A 20,928-nucleotide genomic window follows, 5' to 3' on the forward strand; every position below is an offset into this window, starting at 1 on the left:
CAGCCGGTTTATGTCATGACCGACATCCAAACGTCGATGAGGTCGCAGCGACGAACAGTCATGTCCGGGGCGTTGATAGCCGCAACCAAAGCCCAATTGCGCGGGGATATGAACCGCAAAGCGTCTAACATGCGGTTAAAGTTGCACCATCAATCATCACATTCACAGGCTGTAGCTCTCCCGGAAATAATTGGAATTGACTTGAGGGCCATCAATCCGGCGTTGAAGTAACGCTGCTCTCGCTTGCCTGCGAGAAGCGAACAGGTCATTGATAAAGCTTTACGAAAGTCACGTCACAGGAACACTCCCGCATGAATGCAAAATACGCACTGCCCGCCATCCTGGCCTGCACCTGTGCCGCAACGCCGGTTCTGGCTGATAGCCCGTCGCAAATGGTGCTGCATGACGGTTTCGACGGCACAGATTTCGCTCCCACTGGCCACCTCTACTATCGCGATAATTTCGAACAAAAGGCGGGAACGGTCGAATTTCAGTCGGAAGTAAAACGTACCGGAGCGGGCGCGTTGAAGTTGAGCGTCAAGCCATTCTGCCCGCCAGGTAAAGCAAACTGCAGCGAGAGGGCGGAAATCTGGGAGCGCACCAAGTATCGCGTGCCATACGACCAGGGCGTTTGGTACGGCTTCGCCGTAAAATTCGCCGATCCCATACCCTCAGGCGACCATCGCTACCTTATCGCGCAGTGGAAACGGGAAATCGGGCCGAACGCCAAGGGGGACTTCAGCCCCTTCCTCGCACTGCGGCTCAATAATGGCAAACTCTTCGCAACCGTTGAAACCAACTACGTTGCACCTATCAAGAAACACGAGCCCGAAAATAACGGCAAGGCCTGTAGCGACGACGAAGCGCCGGTCTGGTTCCGTCCCGATACAAACCAAATGCGTGCACTGGTGGCCACCGATGACAATTGGGCCGAATCCGACGGGCAAGAATTTACCGGCTGCACAAACGCTATCAAAGTAATAAATCGTGGTAACAAGCTGCCGACCCCGGCATCAGGCTGGATCGACTTCGCCATTTACAGCAAACCAGGCCCGGATGGCTCGGGCCATATTGAGATATTCGCCAACAACAAATGGATCGTTACGGTTACCGGCCATATAGGACATGCCGATCACGGACTGGGAAAGAATCAATATTTCAAATTCGGCCCCTACCGCGCCGCCGACACCACCGTGTGGACCCTTTACTACGATGATTTTCGTCGTTCGCCCCACTGTGCCGATGTATTGTCGGACCTCAGCCTTTGCCCCATGAAGTGACCAGGCAGCCGAGGATATATTGCCTCTAGATCTAGAGGGCTAGGCGCTCTGCGATAGTGCGTTTTTTTTGAGAAATGGCCGAACTTTTTCCTTTCTCGATAGTTATCCTCTTTCGTGAAGGAGGTGACCGAAATGCTTACTACCCATCGCGATTGCAAGCAGCATGTGAAGAGGAACGCGATACCCTCTCTGGGTGAAATTGAAGGGCGGGTTGCGGTCCTGGAAATTGTCGCTCAGTCCGCACTAACGCATGTGTTCGACGAAGGCGAAGTCGATATCGATGCAGCGTTGCTAGCCCAGATTCGCAGAGCCATGCATCACAAATGCAAGGATTTGAAACTCGACGGAGAAGATACGGCATCGGCGCTTTTATACGCCGAAGAGTTGATCGAGGCAGCTGTTAAGGCGTCGCACCCCATCCATCAGTGATGCCTTCCAGGCCAAGACTCGTGTTATACCTCTTGGTGGCGCTAGCAATTACGCTCGGCGCCCTCTTGCTTGTTGCACCACACGATACAGGTGACAGACTTACTCATTCTGTGGCGCCCGGCGGGCATCAAAATCATCAATGATGTGCCGAGAAATAGGCCTGTGTCTTGTTAAGACACACACAGTCTGTCCCATATCAGGCTGCCGTTAACGTCGCGCGATGAACTCGGTTGCAAATTTTCAAAACCAAAGCAGTGTTCGCTTCACCCCGCCGATACCAAGCTCCAACAATGAATGGTGTAGCGAATGTCTATGATGGTCAATGCGCCGCTTTACGCCGATGACATCGATGTCCTCGCAGGCGCCCTCTTTGCCTGGTGTGCTGAACGTAGCATCACATTACAAAGTCAGGAGGGTCTGTCGGCAGCCAATGTAGCCATTGACCTCTACAACGCCGGCTATCAAACACAAGATCGATTGCTTGGCGCCTTGCATAACTACGATTTTCATTGATGCCTCGCCCAGACATCCAGCTTTGACTCTAAAACCCGGACACAATTTGCCCAGTTAGTGCATCTGCAAAACGTGGCGGTAGCGACCGCTATTTTATGCCGACTTCTCTTTGAAGACATTGGCGATGCAGTCTCGCTCTTCGAGAATCCCTGACCATTCATCCCCATGATATGTCGAGTCGTAGATCAGCGTGAAAGGACCTTGATAACCGGCCGCGTTGGAAAGCTTGATGCAACGAACATAATCCTCTGCATCGAGACCTGTTGCTGAATAACGTCCCTTTGCATGGCAAAGTTCAGCACGGCCCATGATCTTTGCGAGATCCTCGTATTTACCGGCTCGCTCCCAGTTGCCGAAATCTCCGTTGAGGCCAACTTTGCTGCGTAGAGCGTCAAGAATCCGATTGACCTCCGCCGGCCCCGGCAGCAGATCGAACCAATTTTCTTCATGTCGGCAGTGCCTGTCGCATTCATCCCCGCTGGCGATTGACCAAGCAATCGCGTGACCGGAATGTCGGCCGCGCCGGCTACGATCTGCAGGAAAGCCATCAGAATATCCGTGAGACCGGAAAGCGGCGCACTCTTGCTGTCGTACTCCTCCTCGGCATCGAGGATCAGCGTCCCATTGACCCCCTTGATGGTATTGGCTAGCGCATAGCGACGCAGCACTGCATCTTCATAAGCCTGGTTGCCGATATTGGCTGAGAACTGCGGGACCTTGATGATATCGATCTTCGCCTCGAAGACGAGGCTGGCGATGTTGGCCGCCGTGCTGTCGGCGTTCTTGATCGCGTCGAAGGTCGCGGCCAGCACGCTTTCACCCCAGACATGGTGGCCTATCCCGCCGAACTCTTCATTGGGCGTCATGGCACCCTTGAAAATGACAAGGCGTGATGGGTGGATTGTCACCTGCATGCCATTGGCGCCAGTCAGCGTGTAGTATCTCGGCTTGCCATACCATTCCGACGCGGGATCACTGTCGATGTCTCCAGCGGCGAGTTGGCGGCGTGTCAGCACGGTGAGGTGCCTGATACCGCCCTTACCGATCCGCTCCGCCTCGAGCGGCAATGCCGGATCGGCATCTTCGGAGCCGATGAAAAGAGCAGCACCGCCGAATAGTCGTGCCTTCGTTGATGCTTCCAGCACTTTGCCGCGCAGATTGAGCCGCCGCTCTTCGGCATCAATCAAGCCGATCTGATCACTTGCAGCCTGCCAGTTTCGCCATTTCCGGCAGCTATCCAGCGCCGGGATATCGACGATCTTGCGCGGCAGCCAGGAGCCGCGATAGGCGGCGATGATCTGCTCGTCCGTCAGGATCGGCTGCGTGTAGAAAACCGATGCCGCCTTGTCGCGTTCGGTGCCCATGCGGGATGCAAGGCTCACCAAGCCGTCGCGAACCATCGAGAATACCTGCCCCATGGATTGTCCTTTGATAGCGATGTGATGAAAGACCCGCGCCGCGAGCCTAGAAATTCGTGAAGCTGAAGGATGAACTCAGCGCGAGCTCGTTCAAGGCGTCGGCGAAGGCATCGACTTGGTCGTCGAACTGCCCATTCGGAAAAGCGCAGATCTCGTCGAGAAATGCCTCGTTCCAGTCCCCACGCAAAAGCTTGACGTTCCCCGCCTCCGCCTGCGCCGAGGCCGGCTTGGCGCGTGTCGCCTTATCACCGGTCGGAGATATGACTTTTACCGGAAAACCCGCGAGCAGCTTGATCTTGGTTTCCGCATCGGCCTTGCCGGCCGCACCTGGGTCCTGCGGCATCCGGATCGTCACCGTCGGCCCATCTTGCGACGCAACGTTCTTGAGATTGCGCTCCACCTCGGCGGGCGACCAGCGCCCCCGCGTAATAGTTTCGACGTAGAAAACGCCACCGACCAAGGCCATCCGCAGACCTACGGTCCAGTCCAGCTTGCGACCCGGACGCGCCTTCGAAGCGGCGAAGTCCCAGGCACGACAGCGCTTTGCACCGGAGGGCAGTACCTCCACGATTTCAAAATCGCCGCGCTGGAACAGACCACCGGAACGCGGAGCTGGCCGCTGCTGGAACTGACCGGCTACGGCGTAGCTACCCAACGGTATCTTGTCGCGCTCGACGACCGCTTGAGGAAAACGCTCCGGGAAGAGCAGTTCGCCCTCCTCCGCCCTCGGATCGACAAATCCGATCGAAGTGCGGCAACGCCGCTCCGGCTCGAACTCCATCGGCAGCATCAGGTGCTCATAGCCAAGCCCGAGTGCTAAAATGGTTCCGGAGACATCTGCCTCATGCAGTCGCTGCATCACGACGACGATCGCCGAACGCTGGGGATCGTTAAGTCGCGTCGGCACGGATTCACGAAATGTACGAACCGTGGACAAACGCTCTGCCTCGGATTCCGCTCCATCCACTGAATGAGGATCGTCGACAATGACGCGATCACCGCGACCACCGGTCAGCCTCGAAAACGGCACACCCTGACGTGAGCCCGTACGGGTATTGGCGAAAGCCATCTCGCTGGTTCTCGTCAACTTGACCCGATCGCCCCAGAGCGCCTGATACCATTCGGAGGCAACGAGGTCGCGCATGCGCCTGTTGTCACGTTTGGCATAGTGCTCCGAATAGGAAGCGCCGAGATAACGCATCTGCGGCTTGCCCTTCGGACCCCACTCCCAAGCAGGCCAGAAGACACCGCACAGGAGCGACTTCATCGTACCCGGAGGCACGTTGATCAGGAGACGCGTAATCTCGCCCGACGTAACCGCCTCGAGATGTCGGCAGATAGCATCGATGTGCCAGCCATGGACATACTCGACGGAGGGCTCGACAACGTGCCAGGCTTCCCGCACGAAGCCGGTCAATGATTGGCAATTGGCGCGAATTCGTTCAGCATCCAAGGCAATCTGGGCGGCAACCTCGACCCGTTCGCGCTCAGCGCTCCGCCTCGCCTTCTCCTCCTGGATCGCCGCCATCATCGTCGCCGGATCCGACAAGCGGACCGAAGAGGGACTCGAGTATCGCAAGCTGCTCATCCGTGGCATTGGTTAAGTCGATGGTAACGCCGTGGCCTCCCTTGGCCCCGGCGCCAGAGCGTTCGCTAGGTTTCCGATGGACATAGGAGGCCGCTATCTTTGCCATTTCATCGCGCCGCTTCTGATCCGCCTCATCGTCACGCATCACTTTCAGCATGTAATCAAGCGGCGTGTCTTCGGCGGAAACGGCCTTGCGACGGCGCGCACGCGGTTTGCGCGGCGCGACTGGCTTGTCGGCATTGGTCATGCTTCAGATTTCCGATGGAATTTTGAAAGAAAACAAGCGGTTCAAAACAACACTTGCGATCGTCAGTGCGTCGCTGCAACTGTTCTCATCATGCCAAAATAGATACCCCATTTCGGCGCAGTTGGCGACACCCTTGAAGAGCTCTTGCCGTGCAAGGAATGAGAACCTTGACGAGGAATGCGAATAAGGGTTTGAAACTACTTGCAAATACATAACCGTACAGTCCGACGAACTGGACCAGATAAACCTCGATTCACAGCTTAGGCCTCAAGGAACCGTTGCCATGGGCGATAGAATTTCCGTAAAGGGAAACTCCAAGTTGATCCGCATGAGCCCGCTGGCGCCGCAGGATCGCGGTTCGGATGATCTGGTGAATAATGATTGGGTTCGGCGGTTTATCGCCGTCAATCTCCCGGTCCTGCCCGTTCCCGGCATTCCGGATATTCGCCTGCATAAAGCAGGCTCACAAAGCGGCCTGCGACGCCTCGCGGAACGGGATCCGCAATTCGGCTCGCCCTACTGGGCGCACTATTGGGGAGGAGGCCTGGTCCTGGCCCGTTATCTTTTGGACCGGCCGAAAGACGTGGCCGGTCGCCGCGTGCTAGATCTTGGTACGGGTTCGGGAATTGTTGCAATTGCAGCCGCAAAGGCAGGTGCCGCGACGGTCCATGCCACCGACATCGACCCTTACGCAATCGCAGCGACCGAGCTGAATGCGGCACTCAACGGAATGAGAGTCGACTTGATACTCGCCGATTTGACAACAGGCGACCCGCCAGAGGTCGATGTCATATGCGTCGGAGATCTCTTCTATGAAGCCGAGCTTGCGGAAAAGGTTGCAGTATTTCTGGATCGCTGCCTGGCAGAAGGAATCGTGATCCTGATCGGCGATCCATGGCGCGCGCATTTGCCGAAATCGCGACTTCGGCTTCTTGCAGAATATGCTGTCCCAGACTTTGGCGAAGAGACCACGAGGGCACGGCCGGCCGGCATCTTTGCATTTGAGTGAAACAAGTCACCAAGCGGGGATATTGGCAAGGCGTAGCGATTATTCGGGTTCGGACCGTAATCGTCGCTACGTCGCGTTAGGCTTTCATCCTGGCGCGCCTACGGTTCCCGCGCTCCAATCGTTTGGCCAACTCGGCAAGTTCGGGACTTGCTGCATCGAAAACGGGCCGTGCATCATCCGGCAACCAATGTGTTTCATGTGTCGGCGCCTTAGGCTTTACCCGATCAAACCCACCGGGCGCGTTCGGCATCATCGGTGATATGCGCGACCAATCCGGCTCCTGTAGCATGGGTGAGGCAGCGAAAAGCATGCCGGCAAGCTTCTGGAATTCGCTCTGAATGCGTCGTTCGGCCGTGCGCCGCACGCGCCCGGTTCGAGCGCAGAAATCTCGAAACGAGCCGGCAATATGAGGCGCAGCAAGGCAAATAGACCATCGCGAAAGCAGGATACGCCGCTCCTCGTCCCCGACATGAACGCGTAGCCATTCCTGTAAAACCTCTTCTGCCCGGCTGATCGCCGCAGCGCTCGGACGATAGCGAATCCGGATATCGGCATGATCCGTCGATTCGGGCAAAACCTCCGGCCAGAGCGTCCGCATCCTGTCGGGCCGGACGCCGCGCACATCGAGATGAACCATCGTATCGGCAGCCTCGATGAAACGTGCACGGATAATCAGGCTCAAGTCAGCGATCTCGGCCGCGCGCTGGGATAGATCGTCAAACTGCAAGGCGGAGTGGTGCATCAAGTCGTTTCTCCAATTCCTGATAGATTAGCGTGCGCAATGTCGCCCGAACGGGCCAAGGCCGCCGCGCCACCGCATCCGTGCGCAATGTGGCAAGCGCAATATCGTCAAAGGCACCCAAAAGATCGCCGGGACGCTGCAGCGCCCAATCCTGGCGCTGCGCGAGAACATCGGATACCGCACCGATCGTGTCCGACCAGAGTTCGTCGCGATTGCTCCCGGTCTGCCGGATACACCGCAAGACGAAGACCAGATGACCATCGCCGTAACGGCCGCGGATTTCCTGCATCGTGCCGCGCGCGTGGCTCTCCGCCGGAGCGCGGCGCCGATGGACCGGAACCAGCTTGATGCCCAGCCCATCGAGAAGAAGATCTAGCCTACCTTTGGTCATAGCCGCTCAACTCCTTTCGTCGGTGAATTTGAGACCTCATCCATGTCATCGGGAAGATCAGACGACGCCCTGGGTGGCGTCGGCAACCTTGGCCGATCTGGGTTTGAAGAAGGCCTCCGCCTTGGAAAGGGCCTCGACCCGCGCTCCATCGCGCAGCATCGGCGTATTGAGATAAGCAACCATCGCCTCGCCGGCCGCAGCCTTCGCTGCATCCTGCGTCGCAAAGACGATCGGCTCACCTCGATTATCCCGGAGGATCTCATTTGTCGCTCGGTGAACCTTGCGGATCCAGCCGAGATGGCCGCCGGCTACGGTCTCTGTTCCGATTTGAAATTCGTTCATAACAACCTCCCCCGGCCGACGAGACCAGGTTTTCGTGTAGAGTTTCCGATTGGGTTTAAGGTTTCAGTGCTCGCTATTGGCCGCGAACCTTCACTGGGTAGTTTTTCAGCGAACGCGCGGATCTTCCGCGATCCGAAAGTGGATTTGATCCCCTTCCGGCGCACCAGTATCTTCATCCTCAAAGGGTAACACCGGCGATCTCCAAATGACCGACTTTATCGCGATCATCATGGCGACGAAAAACAACGACGCGCCGATGCAAGCGAGAAAGCCCTGAAGCATTTCGATCATGACAGCATCTCCTCATCGATTGCCTTCGAAAAGGACCTGGTCTCCACCATTTCCTGAGGTTCGACGGCCGCATGGCAATCCTCGCAATGCAGCTCGATAATCTCCGCGATCGACAGAGTTCGGAGGCAGCCAGGACATCCCCAGAAACGATCGAAATATCCAGCCCTCCTACTCCCGCCGTTTGTGATCATGACTTCACCTCTAAAAACATTAGTCACCGTACGCAGCGTCAATCCACTCATCTGCCAAGTTGCAATTTGCGCATCAGCATCTTGATAGACACAAATTATGTTGATAATAATAGCGATGTCAACATGATTTATGTCAAAAATTTTGCAAGGGTCTAGAGATGCAGAAATCTATGGGCGAACGACTAAGAGCGGCCCGCGAAGCCGCAAATTATCCATCAGCCACGAAGGCGGCAGAAGCGCTGGGCGTGAGTCTGTCCACCTATCGCGCGCATGAAAACGGTCAGAACGAATTCAGCGCCGAGGTCGCCAATCGCTACGCCAAGAAATTCGGTACGACTGCGGCCTATCTGTTGACTGGCGAAGGCCTGCGCAAAACCGCACGCCCGACACCGAATATCGTCATGTCATTCGACCCTGACGAGCAGGATCAGGATGGATTTGCCGAGAGTGGCGACGAACTCAGTTACAGCCGTGAGCACTGGAAGCCGCAGATCGAAGGCGCAACACCGGAAGTGGATGTCAAACTTGGCGCCGGTAGTGGCATTGTCGGCGAAGTCATCAATCTCCCCGTCGGCTCGGGCAATGTCGCCGGGCACAAGATCGTCGCGGAATGGCTTATCCCCACTGGCTATCTCCGAAACGAGGCAAAGGCTTCACCGAACCATACGATCATCATGGAAGTCGTCGGCGATTCCATGCAGCCCACCTATATGCCGGGCGATCGCGTTATCGTCGATCTCTCGCAGAACCAAATGACCACCGATACCGTCTACGCGATCAGCGACGGCTATACCGAACCACAGATCAAGCGCCTGCAGCGAGTTCCCTTCACCCATCCGGGCCAAGTCAAGATCATTTCCGACAATCCAGCGCTAGAGACCTTCACCGTCGAGCTGGATCGACTGACCATCATCGGCCGAATCTGCGGCCACATCGCCCGCAAATAGAAAGCAATATAGGCCGCAAACACCTTTGGTGTTCCAATCGCTCAAATAAACATAAATAGTGTTGACATATATTATGTTGAATGCCAATCTCATCGATAGGAGCCATTGGTCCTGAATGGAATGAGCCCGGGCAAGCTTAGGATCTCGCTTGAAGTCAGCGAAACCGGACACGCCAGGCGCAACGACTGAAAGGGCTGCAGGGCCGTCGAAGGGAGAGTGTCATTCATGCCAAGAAAGCCGAATGCTTTCATCATCGCGCTGGCAGATACCTTGAGGGAAACCGGTATTGCCAGGATATCGTCGATCGCTAAGACGGGAGAATGATGGTGTACGCTCTGGAGTTTTCCTGCGAATATTCGTTCGATGAGCTCAGCATCCGCCTATGCGATCGTTGGGAAACCGGATTGCTATTATACGGGCGCGCTGAACTGACATCGGCGGGAGCCGATTACGAGGATGAATTCTACGTATCGGCAATCAGATTGGATGGCGGTGCCAGGCTGGTGCGGCCGAATGCCTCGCACAATGCCGGCGGCTTCGAGTCAGAATTGTTTCGGCGGATAGCTGCCGTCATCGAAGACGACAAGACACAGGCAGGTTGCCACGCCGCAGAACTTTTCGTCTCTGCATTGGAGCAATCTAGGGAGACCGACCATGATCAAAACTGCAAGCTCGAACAGGAGAAAAAACTGGAGGCGTTCGCAACGCCATATTGAGGTTCACGACATGCAAACATCAATACTCATAGGAGGTCGCTAAAACTATGAACCTCCCCCAATACGAGCTTGAAGAGATCCGCCTACTGGAACAGAAGTTGCATCTCCCTGAAATCCGGCAATCGCCGGCGATCGTGGCGGAGCTGCTGGCGGAAGGCTTCATTGAATTCGGCAGCTCCGGAACGGTCTATGACGATAGAGATGAACACATCGCCCTTCTGGCTGCAGAAAAGTCGGAAGAAGCCGCTCCATCCATTATTTCCCGCGACTATGCCTTCCGACCGATCTCGCCGGATGCCGTCCTCGTCACCTATCGAAGCATCCGACAGGCCGGAGAGAAGGACCTGGAGCGACACACTCTAAGGAGCTCGATCTGGCAGCGTATCGATGGACGATGGCAGATGATCTTTCATCAGGGAACGCTCACCACTCCGCAAAACTGAACTCACGACACGGGCGACACCGCACTCGTAAGCCATGAAATGCTTGCGACTGGGACAAACGCGGTAAGATTAGCGGAGCCCAGGCGCTGCATCGTTGGCTTTACCATCTGTCAGCCCCAAGCTATCGGCCATACGGATAAGGTCGGCGACGGAATCAGCCCGCATCTTGCGCATAGCCTGACCGCGATGGACTTTCACGGTTATTTCGCTGAGGCCGATCTCGGCGGCGATTTGCTTGTTGAGGAGGCCTCGCGCGACGAGCGCCATGACCTCGCGTTCGCGCGGCGTGAGCGTCGAAAACCGCTCGTGAAGGTCGACCTCCGCCGCCTGCTTGCGCAGCCGGGCGCGATCGATTTCAAGCGCCTGCCTGATAGCATCGAGCAGATCCTGCTCACGGAACGGCTTTAGAAGAAACTCAACCGCGCCCGCTTTCATCGCCCTGACGGACATCGGCACGTCGCCGTGACCGGTAAGGAAAATGATCGGGATCACATAACCCATTCGCGCAAGTTCATCCTGAAAATCAAGACCGCTCGCATCCGGCATCCTAACATCAAGCACGATGCAGGCTGGTCTTTCAGACCGGGGAGACGCCAAGAAATCCCGGGGCGATACAAAGCCACGCGTATCATAGCCGACGGAGCGCAATAAGCTGTCCAGCCCATCGCGCACGGATGGGTCGTCGTCAATTACATAAACGGTCGACTGCTGCCCCTGCATTCCCTACCCCTTTGCCTTTCCACCGAGCGGCAAGGTAAAACCGAAGACGGCTCCGTGCGGAAAATTCGGCGCCGCATAGATCGTCCCGCCATGCGCCTCGATAATGGACCGGCTGATAGCAAGCCCCATTCCCATGCCCTTCGGCTTCGTCGTGTAGAAGGCTTCGAATATCCTGTCGAGCATTTCGGCCGGCATGCCGCCGCCAGTATCGCGCACGCTGACGGTCACTTTCCGTTCGTCTGCCGCGGCGCTGACGAGCAGCTCACGGATTTCCACATCGACCTCCGCCAGAGCTTCGATCGCATTCATGATGAGATTGAGGATCACCTGTTGAAGCTGGACACGATCGCCAGCCACCAATGGCAGATCGCCAGCCAATTCGGTGCGGAACAGGATCTGATTCCGGCGGATCTCGCTGCGGACGAGTTCCAGTACATCATTGATCGCCTCGACCAGATCGATCGTGTCGCTAGACGGCGACGAGCGCGCCACGAGCCCCCGGACACGGGCAATGACATCGCCTGCGCGCCCGGCATCCGCTACAATTCGCTCGATAGCGCGGCGGGCTTCATCTTGATCAGCCGGTGTTGCAGAAAGCCATCGAAGTGCAGCACTGCCATTGGCGGCAATTGCGGTGATCGGCTGGCTCACTTCGTGGGCTATCGATGTACCCAACTCGCCGACGATCATGAGACGCGACATGCGTGCAAGTTCCGATTGTGCCTGTCTCGCCCTGGCGTCGAGCATTTCAATCCTGATTGCGAGGTAAGTGGTCGCGCCGATCGCGACCAGGCTAAGAGTACTGTTGATCAGGCCTGCTTGCGAAGCGCCATGGCTCGTCAAAAAATAGCTGATGATCGTCAAAGCCGCACATGCAATCCCGACCATCGCTATAGCTCCGGTTCGACCGGAATATACCGCCAGCAAGATCACCGAAACGTAGAGAACGGCGAAGGCAATCTCCAGATCCGTGATCGTATCACCGATGAAAATGAGGCCGGCGAGGATCGCAATGCCAAGCCAAAGCAAGGGCATCTCGAAAAGATATTTCAGAAATTCGCGCCTCATCCCTTGCATCCCTGCATCACCGTTCCCGCAGCGTTGCGTGCAGAAGCTGCAAACTGCCTGACCCTGAGCCTCAAGACAACTGCCGCATTCTTTGGCCTGCCTCTCGTATAGCATCCCCTGCACCTGACGCGAGCTTAGGCCCGCACACGCCCGGCTATCGCAAACAGCGCCAGATACCGGTAGCGCACTTGATGAGATGACGGCCTGATCAAGCACGGCGGTCATTGTTATCGTTTCCGGCATAACGGCTGACGAGACGCCGTTGCTGGCTCCGCCGGAGAACGGCTAGACTCGCCCTGTTGAGGCGTGCTGCCCAGCGGAGCAGCGTGCGCGTCTTGCTGGCGGACAAAAATCCGTTGAAGAACAAGCGTGTAGCCGACCGCATAAGCCAATGTGCGCTCCAGAGAAGCGCTATCATATATACCAAACTGGTAAGGTCCTTCAGCCGCACCATTCGTGCGCCGAAGCGCGTATGGGCGCGGGATTGGCGGCGCTTTCCCTTATCCAGTCCATTTAACTTGTTCCTGTTGAGCGCTTCCAGGAAACGGCCGAATTCTTCGTTGTCTCTGGGCATGTCAATCCGTCCCGCAGCCAGACAGGCCGCGCGACCTCAGACCGCCAAAACTGGCGATCTGCCGGATCTCATGCGCTAAGTCCTGCCTTGGCGGCCTATCAAATCCAGAAATACAAGGGGGCCGGTCACCGCCTCAGCCGGCGGTGACCCTTTCGCATTCGTTCCAGCTGAAGGTTTCAACTCGGGTTCTCTAGCGTGAACAGATCGGCGTTTTCGTCGTAGGCGAAATATTCCGCATAACGAGCCCAGTTCGTGACGGCCTTGAGAGTGATGTCGGCATAATCCTCGGACATGTAATCCTCCAACTCATCGCGGAAGCGCCGTGCGGGCGCGCGGTGGGTGGGTCGCTCGTCGAGCACGCGGCGGATGTGCGCAGCCAGCGGCACGTAGGTTGCCAAATGCTGCTCGAAGAGCTTCTTGCGTTCATCGACATCGCTGTCGGAGAAACGTAAACTTGGCGCGGTCAACTTGATGTCGCCCCCCTCCAGATCGGCGAAACGCAGCAGCTGAAGCGTTTCCGCAACCGGAAAGAGGTCATCGATGCCGAGATGCAGATGGGTGGCCAGCGGCGGCAGGTCGGCCTGTCCGCGATAGGGCTCCGCGGCAACCGTCTCGATCAGACCTGACATTAGGTTGGTCGATACGCGGGGCAGCGCCATGGCAATGCCTGTGCCAGGGAAAAGCCCCTCGCGCGTCGGTGCGCCAGTCTTCACCGTCATGCGAGCATAGATGTCTTCGACAAGCATACGAAAGGCCGGATCGAGCCGGTTGCGCGGCTGCGGCAGATCCACATGGATCTCGGCGATTACCCGGCCGGGATTCGATCCGAAGATCAAAATGCGGTCGCACATCAGCACGGCCTCTTCGATATTGTGGGTAACCATCAGGACCGACTCGATCGGCATGCGGCCCTCGCACCACAGATCGAGCAGATCCGTGCGAAGCGTTTCTGCCGTCAGCACGTCGAGCGCCGAAAAGGGTTCGTCCATCAGCAGAACCTTCGGCCGGACGACGAGCGCCCGTGCAAGACCGACACGCTGGCGCATGCCGCCAGACAGCTCTTTCGGATAGGCGCTTTCGAAACCATCGAGGCCGATGAGGTCAATGGCGGCGAGCGCACGCTTGCGTCGCTCGGACGGCGCAACGCCTTGCGCCTCCAAACCGAGTTCGACGTTTTGCAATACGGTCAGCCAGGGAAAGAGCGCAAAGCTCTGGAAAACCACGGCAACATCGGAGTTGGGGCCGACGACCGGCCGGCCCTCGAAAGTGATGTCGCCCTTGCTTGGGCGGATCAGGCCGGCAATCGCACGCAGCAGCGTAGACTTGCCGGAACCAGAACGACCGAGCAGCCCAACGATCTCATTGGGATAGAGTTGCAGATCGACATTTTCGAGCACGACGAGCGAGCCGGACGCCCCCTTGTCGTAGGCCTGGCACACCTGCTTGGCGAGAACCAGCGGCGCATTCCTTGCAATATCGGTCTTCTTGGAGATGACAACGTTTTCCATATTCGGTTCTCCGATCTTGAATTAATCGAGGCGCATGCGGCGTTCGGCGAAGACGTAGAGCGGCCGCCAGAGCGTTCTGTTGAAGAGCGTGACGAAGATCGACATCACGACGATACCGAGGATGACTCGCGGAAAATCGCCCGCTTCCGTCGCTTTCGCGATGTATGATCCCAGTCCGAAGGCTTCGAGTTTCGTGTTGCCCCAGCTCGCCAATTCAGCGACGATGCTCGCGTTCCATGAGCCGCCGGAAGCCGTCAATGCTCCCGTGATGTAATAAGGGAATATCCCCGGCAGCATCACTCGCCGCCACCAGGTCCATGAGCGCAACCGGTAGACCGAGGATGCTTCCCGCAGATCGGTTGGAAACGCACTCGCACCGGCGATCACGTTGAACAGGATGTACCATTGTGTGCCCAGCACCATCAGCGGCGAGAGCCAGATGTTCGGGCTGACGCCCGTCGCAACAATAGCAACCACAGCAACGGGAAAGAGCACATTTGCGGGAAAGGCTGCCAGGAACTGCGCCAGAGGCTGGACGCGCTCCGCAACAGCAGGACGCAGACCGATCCAGACGCCGACCGGAACCCATATGACGCTGGCAACCGCAATAAGAACGACAACGCGAATGAGCGTCACGAACCCGCCGGCAAAAGCGATCCAGACATCGCCCCAGGAGAGCGTCTGGCTGAGATAGGAAACCGCATCCCAGACACTCCAGGCGCCGATGACTGCGATCACGGCATACCAGGCAATATCGATAGCCCAGCTGACGGCACGCTGTCCGTCTCGCTCTCTTGCAACCGCACGCGACACCGGCAACAGCCGCACGAGCATCAATCGGCCCCATACAGCAGCCAAAGGTGTGGTGACATGCTTCAGGAGGCGCGTACGGCGGATCAACGAATAGACCCAGGAACGCGGCTTCTGCTGTCCTGCCGTCTGCTCGAAGCGAAACTTGTCTGCCCAGGCGACGATCGGGCGGAAGAGCAGCTGATCGTAAAGAAGGATGACGACCGCCATGGCGAGCACTGCCCAGCTTACGGCGGCAAAATCCTGCGTGTCGATCGCAACAGCAAGCCACGAACCGAGACCCGGAAGCTGCACGGTGGTATCGCCAACCGTAATCGCTTCGGACGCAACCACAAAGAACCAGCCGCCGGACATCGACATCATCGTGTTCCAGACGAGACCGGGTGCTGCAAAAGGAGCCTCGAGCCGCCAGAAACGTTGCCAGCTCGACAGACGGAAACCACGGCTGACCTCGTCAAGATCGCGCGGAACCGTCCGCAGCGACTGATAGAAGGAGAAGGCCATGTTCCATGCCTGGCTGGTGAAGATCGCAAAGATCGAAGCGCATTCCGCACCAAGCTGGCTTCCGGGGAAAAGCCCCATGAAGAAGGTGACGGTGAAGGTCAGAAAGCCGAGCACCGGTACCGATTGCAGAATATCGAGAGCAGGAATGATGATCTTTTCGGCACGACGGCTTTTTGCTGCAAGCGTTGCGACGACGAATGTGAAGATGAGCGAAGCGACGATGGCTGCCATCATCCGCAAAGTCGTGCGCAGGGCGTATTCGGGCAGATAGGCCGGGTCGAGCGACAAGGGTGTCGTGGAAAGGCCGGCCAGCGGCGCGCGCATTTCAGCTATGCCGTGAAGCGTAAGATAGGCGATGGCAGCAATGAAAGCGAATGCGGCGAGATCATAGCCATTTGGCAGGATACGTGCGCCAGCCAACGCAGCAACGGCACTACGCTCGCGTCGATCGTTAGCAAGGAAAACCATATAATAACCCTTTGAGAACAGGATGTTATCAGCTTGGGCGAACCATATGGCGCCGCATCCGCGACACCATCGGTGCGCTTGTTTGAGGTGGACGCTTAAGCCGCGCGACGGCTGCCGTCCTCATCGAGGACAGGCTCGTCCTCGGTCGTCCAGAAACACTCCAGCTTCCCGGTCTGGGAGTTGGTGTGCCAGACGGCGATCAGACGCGGACGATGCGACGATACGGAGCGTTCAGCCGGACGGATGCCGGTCGAAGCGGCAAAAACATGCGGGGCGGAAAACTTGGGTGCGAACTTGCGTCCACGAAAAAGAACGATGTTGTTCATGGCTCACCTCCTCGGCCCGCCTGACGGCGGATCCGAAGGGCGAGCCGAACAGGCTAGGCCCGACCGGCGCTCGCCCGGCGGATGCCGGCAGCGGTCCAGGTTGTTGTGATGACCGTCCGGATGCGGCATGACGCCACAACCGGACAGCGACTAGGGTAGCTGTCCATTGGTTTCTTGATCTGTTGGTTTCGTTAGCCTTCGCATCACGTTGCGAAGACATCGCCGTATTGTCACAACCACCGAGAGCGGTCAATCAGGCGATGGTGCACCGCCATTATACCAAAGTATATGCCGCGCGATCTCGATAGTGGACAGCCCGGTGGCGAGCAACGGAAACCCTGGTTTAACGGGTTTGCCGCCAGCGCGCATGCGGAAGTCCATAAATCTCCAGGCCTTGCTGCGGCAATCAATTTTCCGATCGGCCAACCGCATCAAGGAAGGTATCCTTCAATCAGCCAGAAGGGTTTCCCCGCGAGCTCATATGCGAAACGGCCTGCCGTGCTCCATGAGAAATGGAGCCGAAAAGCTAAGCTTTTATGCAACAATAATTTTCAAAATAGAGGCAAGAGAATAGTTAATTTGCAAATATTCATGCCTTGCATCAGAAATATATAACCGACTCCACTTTCGTTTCGGCGTTTATCCAGGCGGAGCCTCGAAAGACGACGGCCATTATATATCTAAAGCAATATAGAAGGCGCGATGAAATTTTTACTCAGAACTTTTGGTGAAATCGCTCTTTTGGACAGCGACGAACACCAAATAGCGTTTCCGAAGAAGGCGCTTCTGATTATTGCCTATCTGCTCGCGAACGATAACAAATCCGTCAGCAGAACAAGCATGGCGCGATTTCTCTGGGGTGAAGGCGACTTGGCGAATTTGCTGACGAACCTTCGCAAGCTCGTTTCTCGTATCAAGAGCCGGCAATCGGACTTGAACATCGAACTTCTGACCTTTGACGATACCGACATCCACCTAGCAGATGGCTCGATCGCGAGCGATATTGTCCCAATGAGCGTAAGCCCGGCCAAGAATCCGGCCGAGCACCTCGCCTCCTTAACGGAGCGCGCGCAATTAAAATTTCTGGAAAGAGCCAACTGTCAAACCAGAGCGTTCATCGATTGGCGAGAGGGCGCAAGAAGACGCCACCTCACCGCGTTGAAGGAAACGCTGCATGCCGCTGTAAAGCTTCCGGTCGCGTCTGGCGATATCGCGCTCATCAAGGAGGCTGCTCTCCTTCTTTTCGAAGCCGAGCCGCAAGACGAGGCCACACATCGTATATTGCTGAAGGCATTTGACGCAGAAGGTGGCGTCGAACAGCTCAAACGTATATTCGCGCGGCGTAAGGATCTCGTCTCACCATGGTCAGCAGCCCTCGCGGCATGGCCTAGCGCTCCGACACCAGCCGTTCCCTCGCATTCGACCGCTGTATCCGAGCAGGATGCCGCCACCCAGCCCATCTTGCGCATACCTCGCCTCGCCTTGCTGCCGCCAGGCAACGACAGCCCCGACGGCGCTGCGCCCATGATCGCCTCTTCTCTCATCGAAGACATCACGCTCGGCTTTTGCGCCCTACACAGCCTGCGCGTGATTGCCCCCTATTCCGCTACCCAGATCAGCCGCCAGACCGATGACCAAACTGCGCTTTCTGAGCGATATGACATCAATTATGTCCTGGAAACCCAATTGAGCGGGCCGGATGACGAGCTGTCGCTTTTCACACGACTCATCTCCCTGCCAGGCAGCGAGATCCTGTGGGCGGAGCGCTTCAATTTCGCCACGCTGGATCTTGCCCGCAACAAGCACGAAATCTCGCGACAGATCGTGCTCGCCGCCGCGGCGGAAGTCGAGCGTCATGAGATGGCACGTGCTCATTTCGAAGATAACCCCCTCGCTTACCGTCAGTATCTTGTTGGACAGCAATATCTCCATCGCTTGCCCCTGCCGAACATGCGGCGCGCCCGCGAGGAGCTGAAAACCGCGCTGAGCGAGAGTGTCGACTTCGCACCGGCACTCAGCTCTGTTGCCCGTACCTAGTCGTAGGAATGGCTGCTGACTGCGGGCGGTGATGACGAATTGCTGAAATCGGCAGAGGATTTTGCCGCGCGCGCTGTCTCAATTCGCAACGACTTGCCGGACGGCTATCGCGAACTTGGTATTGCCAAGCTCTTCCTCGTAGCTATCGAAGAAAGCGTGGAAGCGTTGGAAATGGCAGAAGTCCTCGGCCCGTATCACGCTGATGTCGTCGCCGACCATGTGGACACGCTGATCCACGTCTCCCGCCCCGGTCTGGCTCTGGAAGAAATCCAGCGCGCGATGGAACTCCACCCCATCAATCCGGATTCCTACCTTTGGACGGCCACCGGGGCAAATTATGCTCTCGCCAATTCCAGACCGCGTTTGATTATATCAGCCAGATGATCGATCCCAGGCTCGCGGCGGCAAGCTTGGCGATGCTGGGCCATCAGGACGAGGCACGCATGCTCGTACGCCGCATCCGCGAGGCCGATCCCGCTCTCGATATGGATAGATGGCTGTCGCTCGTTCCAAGCAAGGAGCAATGGCACAGGGATCCATATCGCGAAGGTCTGAAAAGGCGGCGGGTTGAATAGAGGCACATGTTCTATCTCCAGACCCGTTTCAGGTAGGCTCTTCGGGATATACGCGGCGATGACACTCCGAGTTTCTGCTATATCTGTGGCACCGCACCCTTCATCAATCGACCGAGCAAACACCTGGGCTTGATCACAGTAATTGCGAGACCAAGCGACAATTATAGCTTGATCTCGTAAACCGCTTTGCAGCCTGCTCTAGAGATGCATGACTGTGCTACCGAAGAGCCAATCCGAACTCATTCATGCGGAAGGTCGATAGTCTTGATTACTTTACGTGCGGAAAAGCCTGAGGACATCGATGCCATTCGCCAAATCATCACCGCCGCATTCAAGGGCGCGGCGCATAGCTCCGGCACGGAGGCAGCGATCGTTGACGCTCTGCGAACTGCCGGCGCGCTGACCCATTCCCTCGTCGCTCTCGATAATAGCAGTGGCGAGATCGTCGGCCACCTGGCATTTTCCCCTGTCACGATCGGGTCTGGAATTCCGGGATGGTTCGGCCTCGGGCCTGTATCGGTCCGACCTAACCGGCACGGACAAGGTATCGGAAAGCAGCTGATCGAAAGCGGGCTGGCGCAGCTCAGAGAACGGGGCGCAAGCGGCTGCGTCGTTCTCGGCGATCCGCTTTATTACATCCGCTTCGGTTTCGTGAGTGATCCCGCTCTGCGATACGCCGACGTGCCGCCCGAATATTTTCAACGGATCGTATTCAAGGGAACACCGCCCATTGGCGCAGTCGCATATCACCCAGGGTTTGATGCCGGCTAAATATATAGGGGAAATGGTGGGCCCGGAGGGACTCGAACCCCCAACCAAGCGGTTATGAGCCGCCGGCTCTAACCATTGAGCTACAGGCCCGGCGCAAGAAAAGACTCCGCGCTCGCGACTCCGGAGCAATGGTTCCCCGAAGACGACTTGGCTCTAACCCAATTTCTGTTTTCCGACAAGGGACTGCCGTAATACCTTCACAATCAATCCGCAAAAGCGGATCTTGAGGGATTATCAACCAAGGAACGAACCATGCTTCTGACGAAAACCAGAGATTTTGCTCTTGCCGCTCTTGTCAGCGCCACTTTCTTCGTGCCTGCGGCTACAGCCTTTGCCGAAGATGCCAAGCCGCGCGAGGCGGTCATCACCGTCACCGGCGAGGGACATGCAACCATTGCACCCAACATGGCCGTGGTGACGCTGTCGGTCGTCCAGCAGGCGAAGGCGGCCCAGGATGCGCTCGATCAGAACAACAAGGCCATGGGCGCCGTTTTGGCGACGTTGAAGGAGAGCGGCATCGCCGAGCGCGACCTGCAGACCTCCGGCTTTTCCATTCAGCCGCAATATACCTATCCGAACGACAAGGACGGCCATAACCAGCCACCGGTTCTGACCGGCTATCAGGTGACCAACGGCCTGACCATTCGTGTGCGTGACCTCTCCAAGCTCGGTAGCTTGCTCGATCAGGCCGTCAAGCTCGGCATCAATCAGGGCGGCAATATCGAGTTCACCAACGACAAGCCGGATACCGCGCTTGAAGAAGCGCGCAAGAAGGCGGTCGCCGATGCTGCGGCCAAGGCGAAAACCCTGACCGATGCCGCCGGCGTCAAGCTTGGTCGCGTCGTTGCCATCCACGAGGGTGGCGTTGCAACGCCGCCGCAGCCCTACATGCGCGCCATGGCCGCATCCGCGCCGATGGACAAAGCCGTTCCCGTCGCAACCGGCGAGAACGAATATAACGCATCGGTGAGCATCACCTACGCGATCCAGCAATAGCCAAAACAAAACCGCCCTTCGCTC

General features: G+C 57.3%; 23 protein-coding genes and 1 tRNA gene. 11 read left to right on the plus strand and 13 right to left on the minus strand.

From position 1 onward, the window contains the following. Window positions 1-311 precede the first annotated feature (311 nt). From AC13Q5_RS07650 to AC13Q5_RS07660, 3 genes are all read left to right on the plus strand, one after another. Window positions 312-1,280, plus strand: a complete 969-nt coding sequence (locus AC13Q5_RS07650; RefSeq protein ID WP_075850976.1) for a polysaccharide lyase family 20 protein — start codon at window positions 312-314, stop codon at window positions 1,278-1,280. Between the two features lie 132 nt (window positions 1,281-1,412). Next, window positions 1,413-1,709 carry a hypothetical protein gene (locus AC13Q5_RS07655; protein WP_075850977.1) on the plus strand — a complete coding sequence of 99 codons (297 nt, stop codon included), beginning with the start codon at window positions 1,413-1,415 and terminating at the stop codon, window positions 1,707-1,709. A 306-nt stretch (window positions 1,710-2,015) separates the two neighbouring features. Next, window positions 2,016-2,222: a hypothetical protein gene (locus tag AC13Q5_RS07660; RefSeq protein WP_488501325.1), complete on the plus strand. Its 207-nt coding sequence runs from the start codon at window positions 2,016-2,018 to the stop codon at window positions 2,220-2,222. A gap of 185 nt (window positions 2,223-2,407) precedes the next feature. Here the strand turns inward: AC13Q5_RS07660 and AC13Q5_RS07665 are convergent, their stop codons facing one another. The 3 genes from AC13Q5_RS07665 to AC13Q5_RS07675 are packed head-to-tail and all read right to left on the minus strand — an operon-like array spanning window position 2,408 to window position 5,475. After that, window positions 2,408-3,640 (minus strand): DUF1073 domain-containing protein, encoded by a 1,233-nt coding sequence (locus AC13Q5_RS07665; RefSeq protein WP_488501326.1) that lies wholly within the window; start codon window positions 3,638-3,640, stop codon window positions 2,408-2,410. 46 nt (window positions 3,641-3,686) lie between these two features. Next, window positions 3,687-5,171: a phage terminase large subunit gene (terL, locus tag AC13Q5_RS07670; protein WP_488501327.1), complete on the minus strand. Its 1,485-nt coding sequence runs from the start codon at window positions 5,169-5,171 to the stop codon at window positions 3,687-3,689. Next, window positions 5,128-5,475 (minus strand): hypothetical protein, encoded by a 348-nt coding sequence (locus AC13Q5_RS07675; protein ID WP_075851004.1) that lies wholly within the window; start codon window positions 5,473-5,475, stop codon window positions 5,128-5,130. Before AC13Q5_RS07675 ends, terL begins: the two co-directional genes overlap by 44 nt. 328 nt (window positions 5,476-5,803) lie before the next feature. On the opposite strand from AC13Q5_RS07675, the gene AC13Q5_RS07680 reads away from it, so the two are divergent. Then, a complete protein-coding gene (locus AC13Q5_RS07680) occupies window positions 5,804-6,484 on the plus strand; it encodes a class I SAM-dependent methyltransferase (RefSeq protein ID WP_457881982.1) in 681 nt (226 codons plus the stop codon). A 76-nt stretch (window positions 6,485-6,560) separates the two neighbouring features. Here the strand turns inward: AC13Q5_RS07680 and AC13Q5_RS07685 are convergent, their stop codons facing one another. The 4 genes from AC13Q5_RS07685 to AC13Q5_RS07700 all read right to left on the minus strand — a co-directional run bounded on the left by AC13Q5_RS07685 (window position 6,561) and on the right by AC13Q5_RS07700 (window position 8,250). Then, window positions 6,561-7,226, minus strand: a complete 666-nt coding sequence (locus AC13Q5_RS07685; RefSeq protein ID WP_457881936.1) for a DUF6362 family protein — start codon at window positions 7,224-7,226, stop codon at window positions 6,561-6,563. After that, window positions 7,201-7,617 (minus strand): hypothetical protein, encoded by a 417-nt coding sequence (locus AC13Q5_RS07690; protein ID WP_075851006.1) that lies wholly within the window; start codon window positions 7,615-7,617, stop codon window positions 7,201-7,203. The genes AC13Q5_RS07685 and AC13Q5_RS07690 overlap by 26 nt, the downstream gene beginning before the upstream one ends. Window positions 7,618-7,674: 57 nt before the next feature. Next, window positions 7,675-7,959: a hypothetical protein gene (locus AC13Q5_RS07695; RefSeq protein WP_457881937.1), complete on the minus strand. Its 285-nt coding sequence runs from the start codon at window positions 7,957-7,959 to the stop codon at window positions 7,675-7,677. A 105-nt stretch (window positions 7,960-8,064) separates the two neighbouring features. Further along, entirely contained in the window at window positions 8,065-8,250 is a 186-nt protein-coding gene (locus tag AC13Q5_RS07700; RefSeq protein WP_488501328.1) for a hypothetical protein, read from the minus strand. Between the two features lie 349 nt (window positions 8,251-8,599). On the opposite strand from AC13Q5_RS07700, the gene AC13Q5_RS07705 reads away from it, so the two are divergent. From AC13Q5_RS07705 to AC13Q5_RS07715, 3 genes are all read left to right on the plus strand, one after another. Then, a complete protein-coding gene (locus AC13Q5_RS07705) occupies window positions 8,600-9,388 on the plus strand; it encodes an XRE family transcriptional regulator (RefSeq protein ID WP_075851009.1) in 789 nt (262 codons plus the stop codon). A gap of 323 nt (window positions 9,389-9,711) precedes the next feature. Next, a complete protein-coding gene (locus AC13Q5_RS07710) occupies window positions 9,712-10,104 on the plus strand; it encodes a hypothetical protein (RefSeq protein ID WP_488501329.1) in 393 nt (130 codons plus the stop codon). Window positions 10,105-10,151: 47 nt separating this feature from the next. Further along, on the plus strand, window positions 10,152-10,547 hold the full coding sequence (locus AC13Q5_RS07715) for a nuclear transport factor 2 family protein (protein ID WP_488501330.1): 396 nt from the start codon (window positions 10,152-10,154) through the stop codon (window positions 10,545-10,547). A gap of 69 nt (window positions 10,548-10,616) precedes the next feature. On the opposite strand, the gene AC13Q5_RS07720 is transcribed toward AC13Q5_RS07715, so the two are convergent. The 5 genes from AC13Q5_RS07720 to AC13Q5_RS07740 form a co-directional block, all read right to left on the minus strand. Further along, complete coding sequence (locus AC13Q5_RS07720) at window positions 10,617-11,267, minus strand: response regulator transcription factor (RefSeq protein ID WP_488501331.1); 651 nt, start codon at window positions 11,265-11,267, stop codon at window positions 10,617-10,619. Between the two features lie 3 nt (window positions 11,268-11,270). Continuing rightward, the gene (locus AC13Q5_RS07725) at window positions 11,271-12,335 is read right to left on the minus strand and encodes a sensor histidine kinase (RefSeq protein ID WP_457888774.1); all 1,065 of its coding nucleotides are present in this window, start codon (window positions 12,333-12,335) and stop codon (window positions 11,271-11,273) included. Between the two features lie 750 nt (window positions 12,336-13,085). Beyond that, complete coding sequence (locus AC13Q5_RS07730) at window positions 13,086-14,417, minus strand: ABC transporter ATP-binding protein (RefSeq protein WP_488501332.1); 1,332 nt, start codon at window positions 14,415-14,417, stop codon at window positions 13,086-13,088. 21 nt (window positions 14,418-14,438) lie between these two features. After that, window positions 14,439-16,199, minus strand: coding sequence for an ABC transporter permease (locus AC13Q5_RS07735; protein WP_488501333.1), 1,761 nt, complete (start codon window positions 16,197-16,199; stop codon window positions 14,439-14,441). Between the two features lie 95 nt (window positions 16,200-16,294). Then, window positions 16,295-16,525 carry a hypothetical protein gene (locus AC13Q5_RS07740; RefSeq protein ID WP_488501334.1) on the minus strand — a complete coding sequence of 77 codons (231 nt, stop codon included), beginning with the start codon at window positions 16,523-16,525 and terminating at the stop codon, window positions 16,295-16,297. Window positions 16,526-17,227: 702 nt separating this feature from the next. Here AC13Q5_RS07740 and AC13Q5_RS07745 point away from each other — a divergent pair. The 3 genes from AC13Q5_RS07745 to AC13Q5_RS07755 all read left to right on the plus strand — a co-directional run bounded on the left by AC13Q5_RS07745 (window position 17,228) and on the right by AC13Q5_RS07755 (window position 19,908). Beyond that, entirely contained in the window at window positions 17,228-18,562 is a 1,335-nt protein-coding gene (locus AC13Q5_RS07745; RefSeq protein ID WP_488501335.1) for a hypothetical protein, read from the plus strand. Between the two features lie 39 nt (window positions 18,563-18,601). Then, window positions 18,602-18,946: a tetratricopeptide repeat protein gene (locus AC13Q5_RS07750; RefSeq protein WP_488501336.1), complete on the plus strand. Its 345-nt coding sequence runs from the start codon at window positions 18,602-18,604 to the stop codon at window positions 18,944-18,946. Window positions 18,947-19,404: 458 nt separating this feature from the next. Continuing rightward, the gene (locus tag AC13Q5_RS07755; protein ID WP_488501627.1) at window positions 19,405-19,908 is read left to right on the plus strand and encodes a GNAT family N-acetyltransferase; all 504 of its coding nucleotides are present in this window, start codon (window positions 19,405-19,407) and stop codon (window positions 19,906-19,908) included. A gap of 14 nt (window positions 19,909-19,922) precedes the next feature. Here the strand turns inward: AC13Q5_RS07755 and AC13Q5_RS07760 are convergent. Next, a tRNA-Ile gene (locus AC13Q5_RS07760) sits at window positions 19,923-19,998 on the minus strand. Window positions 19,999-20,160: 162 nt separating this feature from the next. On the opposite strand from AC13Q5_RS07760, the gene AC13Q5_RS07765 reads away from it, so the two are divergent. Further along, window positions 20,161-20,904 (plus strand): SIMPL domain-containing protein, encoded by a 744-nt coding sequence (locus AC13Q5_RS07765; protein ID WP_488501337.1) that lies wholly within the window; start codon window positions 20,161-20,163, stop codon window positions 20,902-20,904. Window positions 20,905-20,928: the final 24 nt, after the last annotated feature.

Source organism: Martinezella sp. CNPSo 3964, assembly GCF_057784375.1.

What these genes read in the sequence shown, in the direction of transcription:
- AC13Q5_RS07650 (WP_075850976.1), top strand. Translation starts at nt 312, where the DNA reads ATGAATGCAAAATACGCACTGCCCGCCATCCTGGCCTGCACCTGTGCC.
- AC13Q5_RS07655 (WP_075850977.1), top strand. Translation starts at nt 1,413, where the DNA reads ATGCTTACTACCCATCGCGATTGCAAGCAGCATGTGAAGAGGAACGCG.
- AC13Q5_RS07660 (WP_488501325.1), top strand. Translation starts at nt 2,016, where the DNA reads ATGTCTATGATGGTCAATGCGCCGCTTTACGCCGATGACATCGATGTC.
- AC13Q5_RS07665 (WP_488501326.1), bottom strand. Translation starts at nt 3,640, where the DNA reads ATGGGGCAGGTATTCTCGATGGTTCGCGACGGCTTGGTGAGCCTTGCA.
- terL (WP_488501327.1), bottom strand. Translation starts at nt 5,171, where the DNA reads ATGATGGCGGCGATCCAGGAGGAGAAGGCGAGGCGGAGCGCTGAGCGC.
- AC13Q5_RS07675 (WP_075851004.1), bottom strand. Translation starts at nt 5,475, where the DNA reads ATGACCAATGCCGACAAGCCAGTCGCGCCGCGCAAACCGCGTGCGCGC.
- AC13Q5_RS07680 (WP_457881982.1), top strand. Translation starts at nt 5,804, where the DNA reads ATGAGCCCGCTGGCGCCGCAGGATCGCGGTTCGGATGATCTGGTGAAT.
- AC13Q5_RS07685 (WP_457881936.1), bottom strand. Translation starts at nt 7,226, where the DNA reads ATGCACCACTCCGCCTTGCAGTTTGACGATCTATCCCAGCGCGCGGCC.
- AC13Q5_RS07690 (WP_075851006.1), bottom strand. Translation starts at nt 7,617, where the DNA reads ATGACCAAAGGTAGGCTAGATCTTCTTCTCGATGGGCTGGGCATCAAG.
- AC13Q5_RS07695 (WP_457881937.1), bottom strand. Translation starts at nt 7,959, where the DNA reads ATGAACGAATTTCAAATCGGAACAGAGACCGTAGCCGGCGGCCATCTC.
- AC13Q5_RS07700 (WP_488501328.1), bottom strand. Translation starts at nt 8,250, where the DNA reads ATGATCGAAATGCTTCAGGGCTTTCTCGCTTGCATCGGCGCGTCGTTG.
- AC13Q5_RS07705 (WP_075851009.1), top strand. Translation starts at nt 8,600, where the DNA reads ATGCAGAAATCTATGGGCGAACGACTAAGAGCGGCCCGCGAAGCCGCA.
- AC13Q5_RS07710 (WP_488501329.1), top strand. Translation starts at nt 9,712, where the DNA reads ATGGTGTACGCTCTGGAGTTTTCCTGCGAATATTCGTTCGATGAGCTC.
- AC13Q5_RS07715 (WP_488501330.1), top strand. Translation starts at nt 10,152, where the DNA reads ATGAACCTCCCCCAATACGAGCTTGAAGAGATCCGCCTACTGGAACAG.
- AC13Q5_RS07720 (WP_488501331.1), bottom strand. Translation starts at nt 11,267, where the DNA reads ATGCAGGGGCAGCAGTCGACCGTTTATGTAATTGACGACGACCCATCC.
- AC13Q5_RS07725 (WP_457888774.1), bottom strand. Translation starts at nt 12,335, where the DNA reads ATGAGGCGCGAATTTCTGAAATATCTTTTCGAGATGCCCTTGCTTTGG.
- AC13Q5_RS07730 (WP_488501332.1), bottom strand. Translation starts at nt 14,417, where the DNA reads ATGGAAAACGTTGTCATCTCCAAGAAGACCGATATTGCAAGGAATGCG.
- AC13Q5_RS07735 (WP_488501333.1), bottom strand. Translation starts at nt 16,199, where the DNA reads ATGGTTTTCCTTGCTAACGATCGACGCGAGCGTAGTGCCGTTGCTGCG.
- AC13Q5_RS07740 (WP_488501334.1), bottom strand. Translation starts at nt 16,525, where the DNA reads ATGAACAACATCGTTCTTTTTCGTGGACGCAAGTTCGCACCCAAGTTT.
- AC13Q5_RS07745 (WP_488501335.1), top strand. Translation starts at nt 17,228, where the DNA reads ATGAAATTTTTACTCAGAACTTTTGGTGAAATCGCTCTTTTGGACAGC.
- AC13Q5_RS07765 (WP_488501337.1), top strand. Translation starts at nt 20,161, where the DNA reads ATGCTTCTGACGAAAACCAGAGATTTTGCTCTTGCCGCTCTTGTCAGC.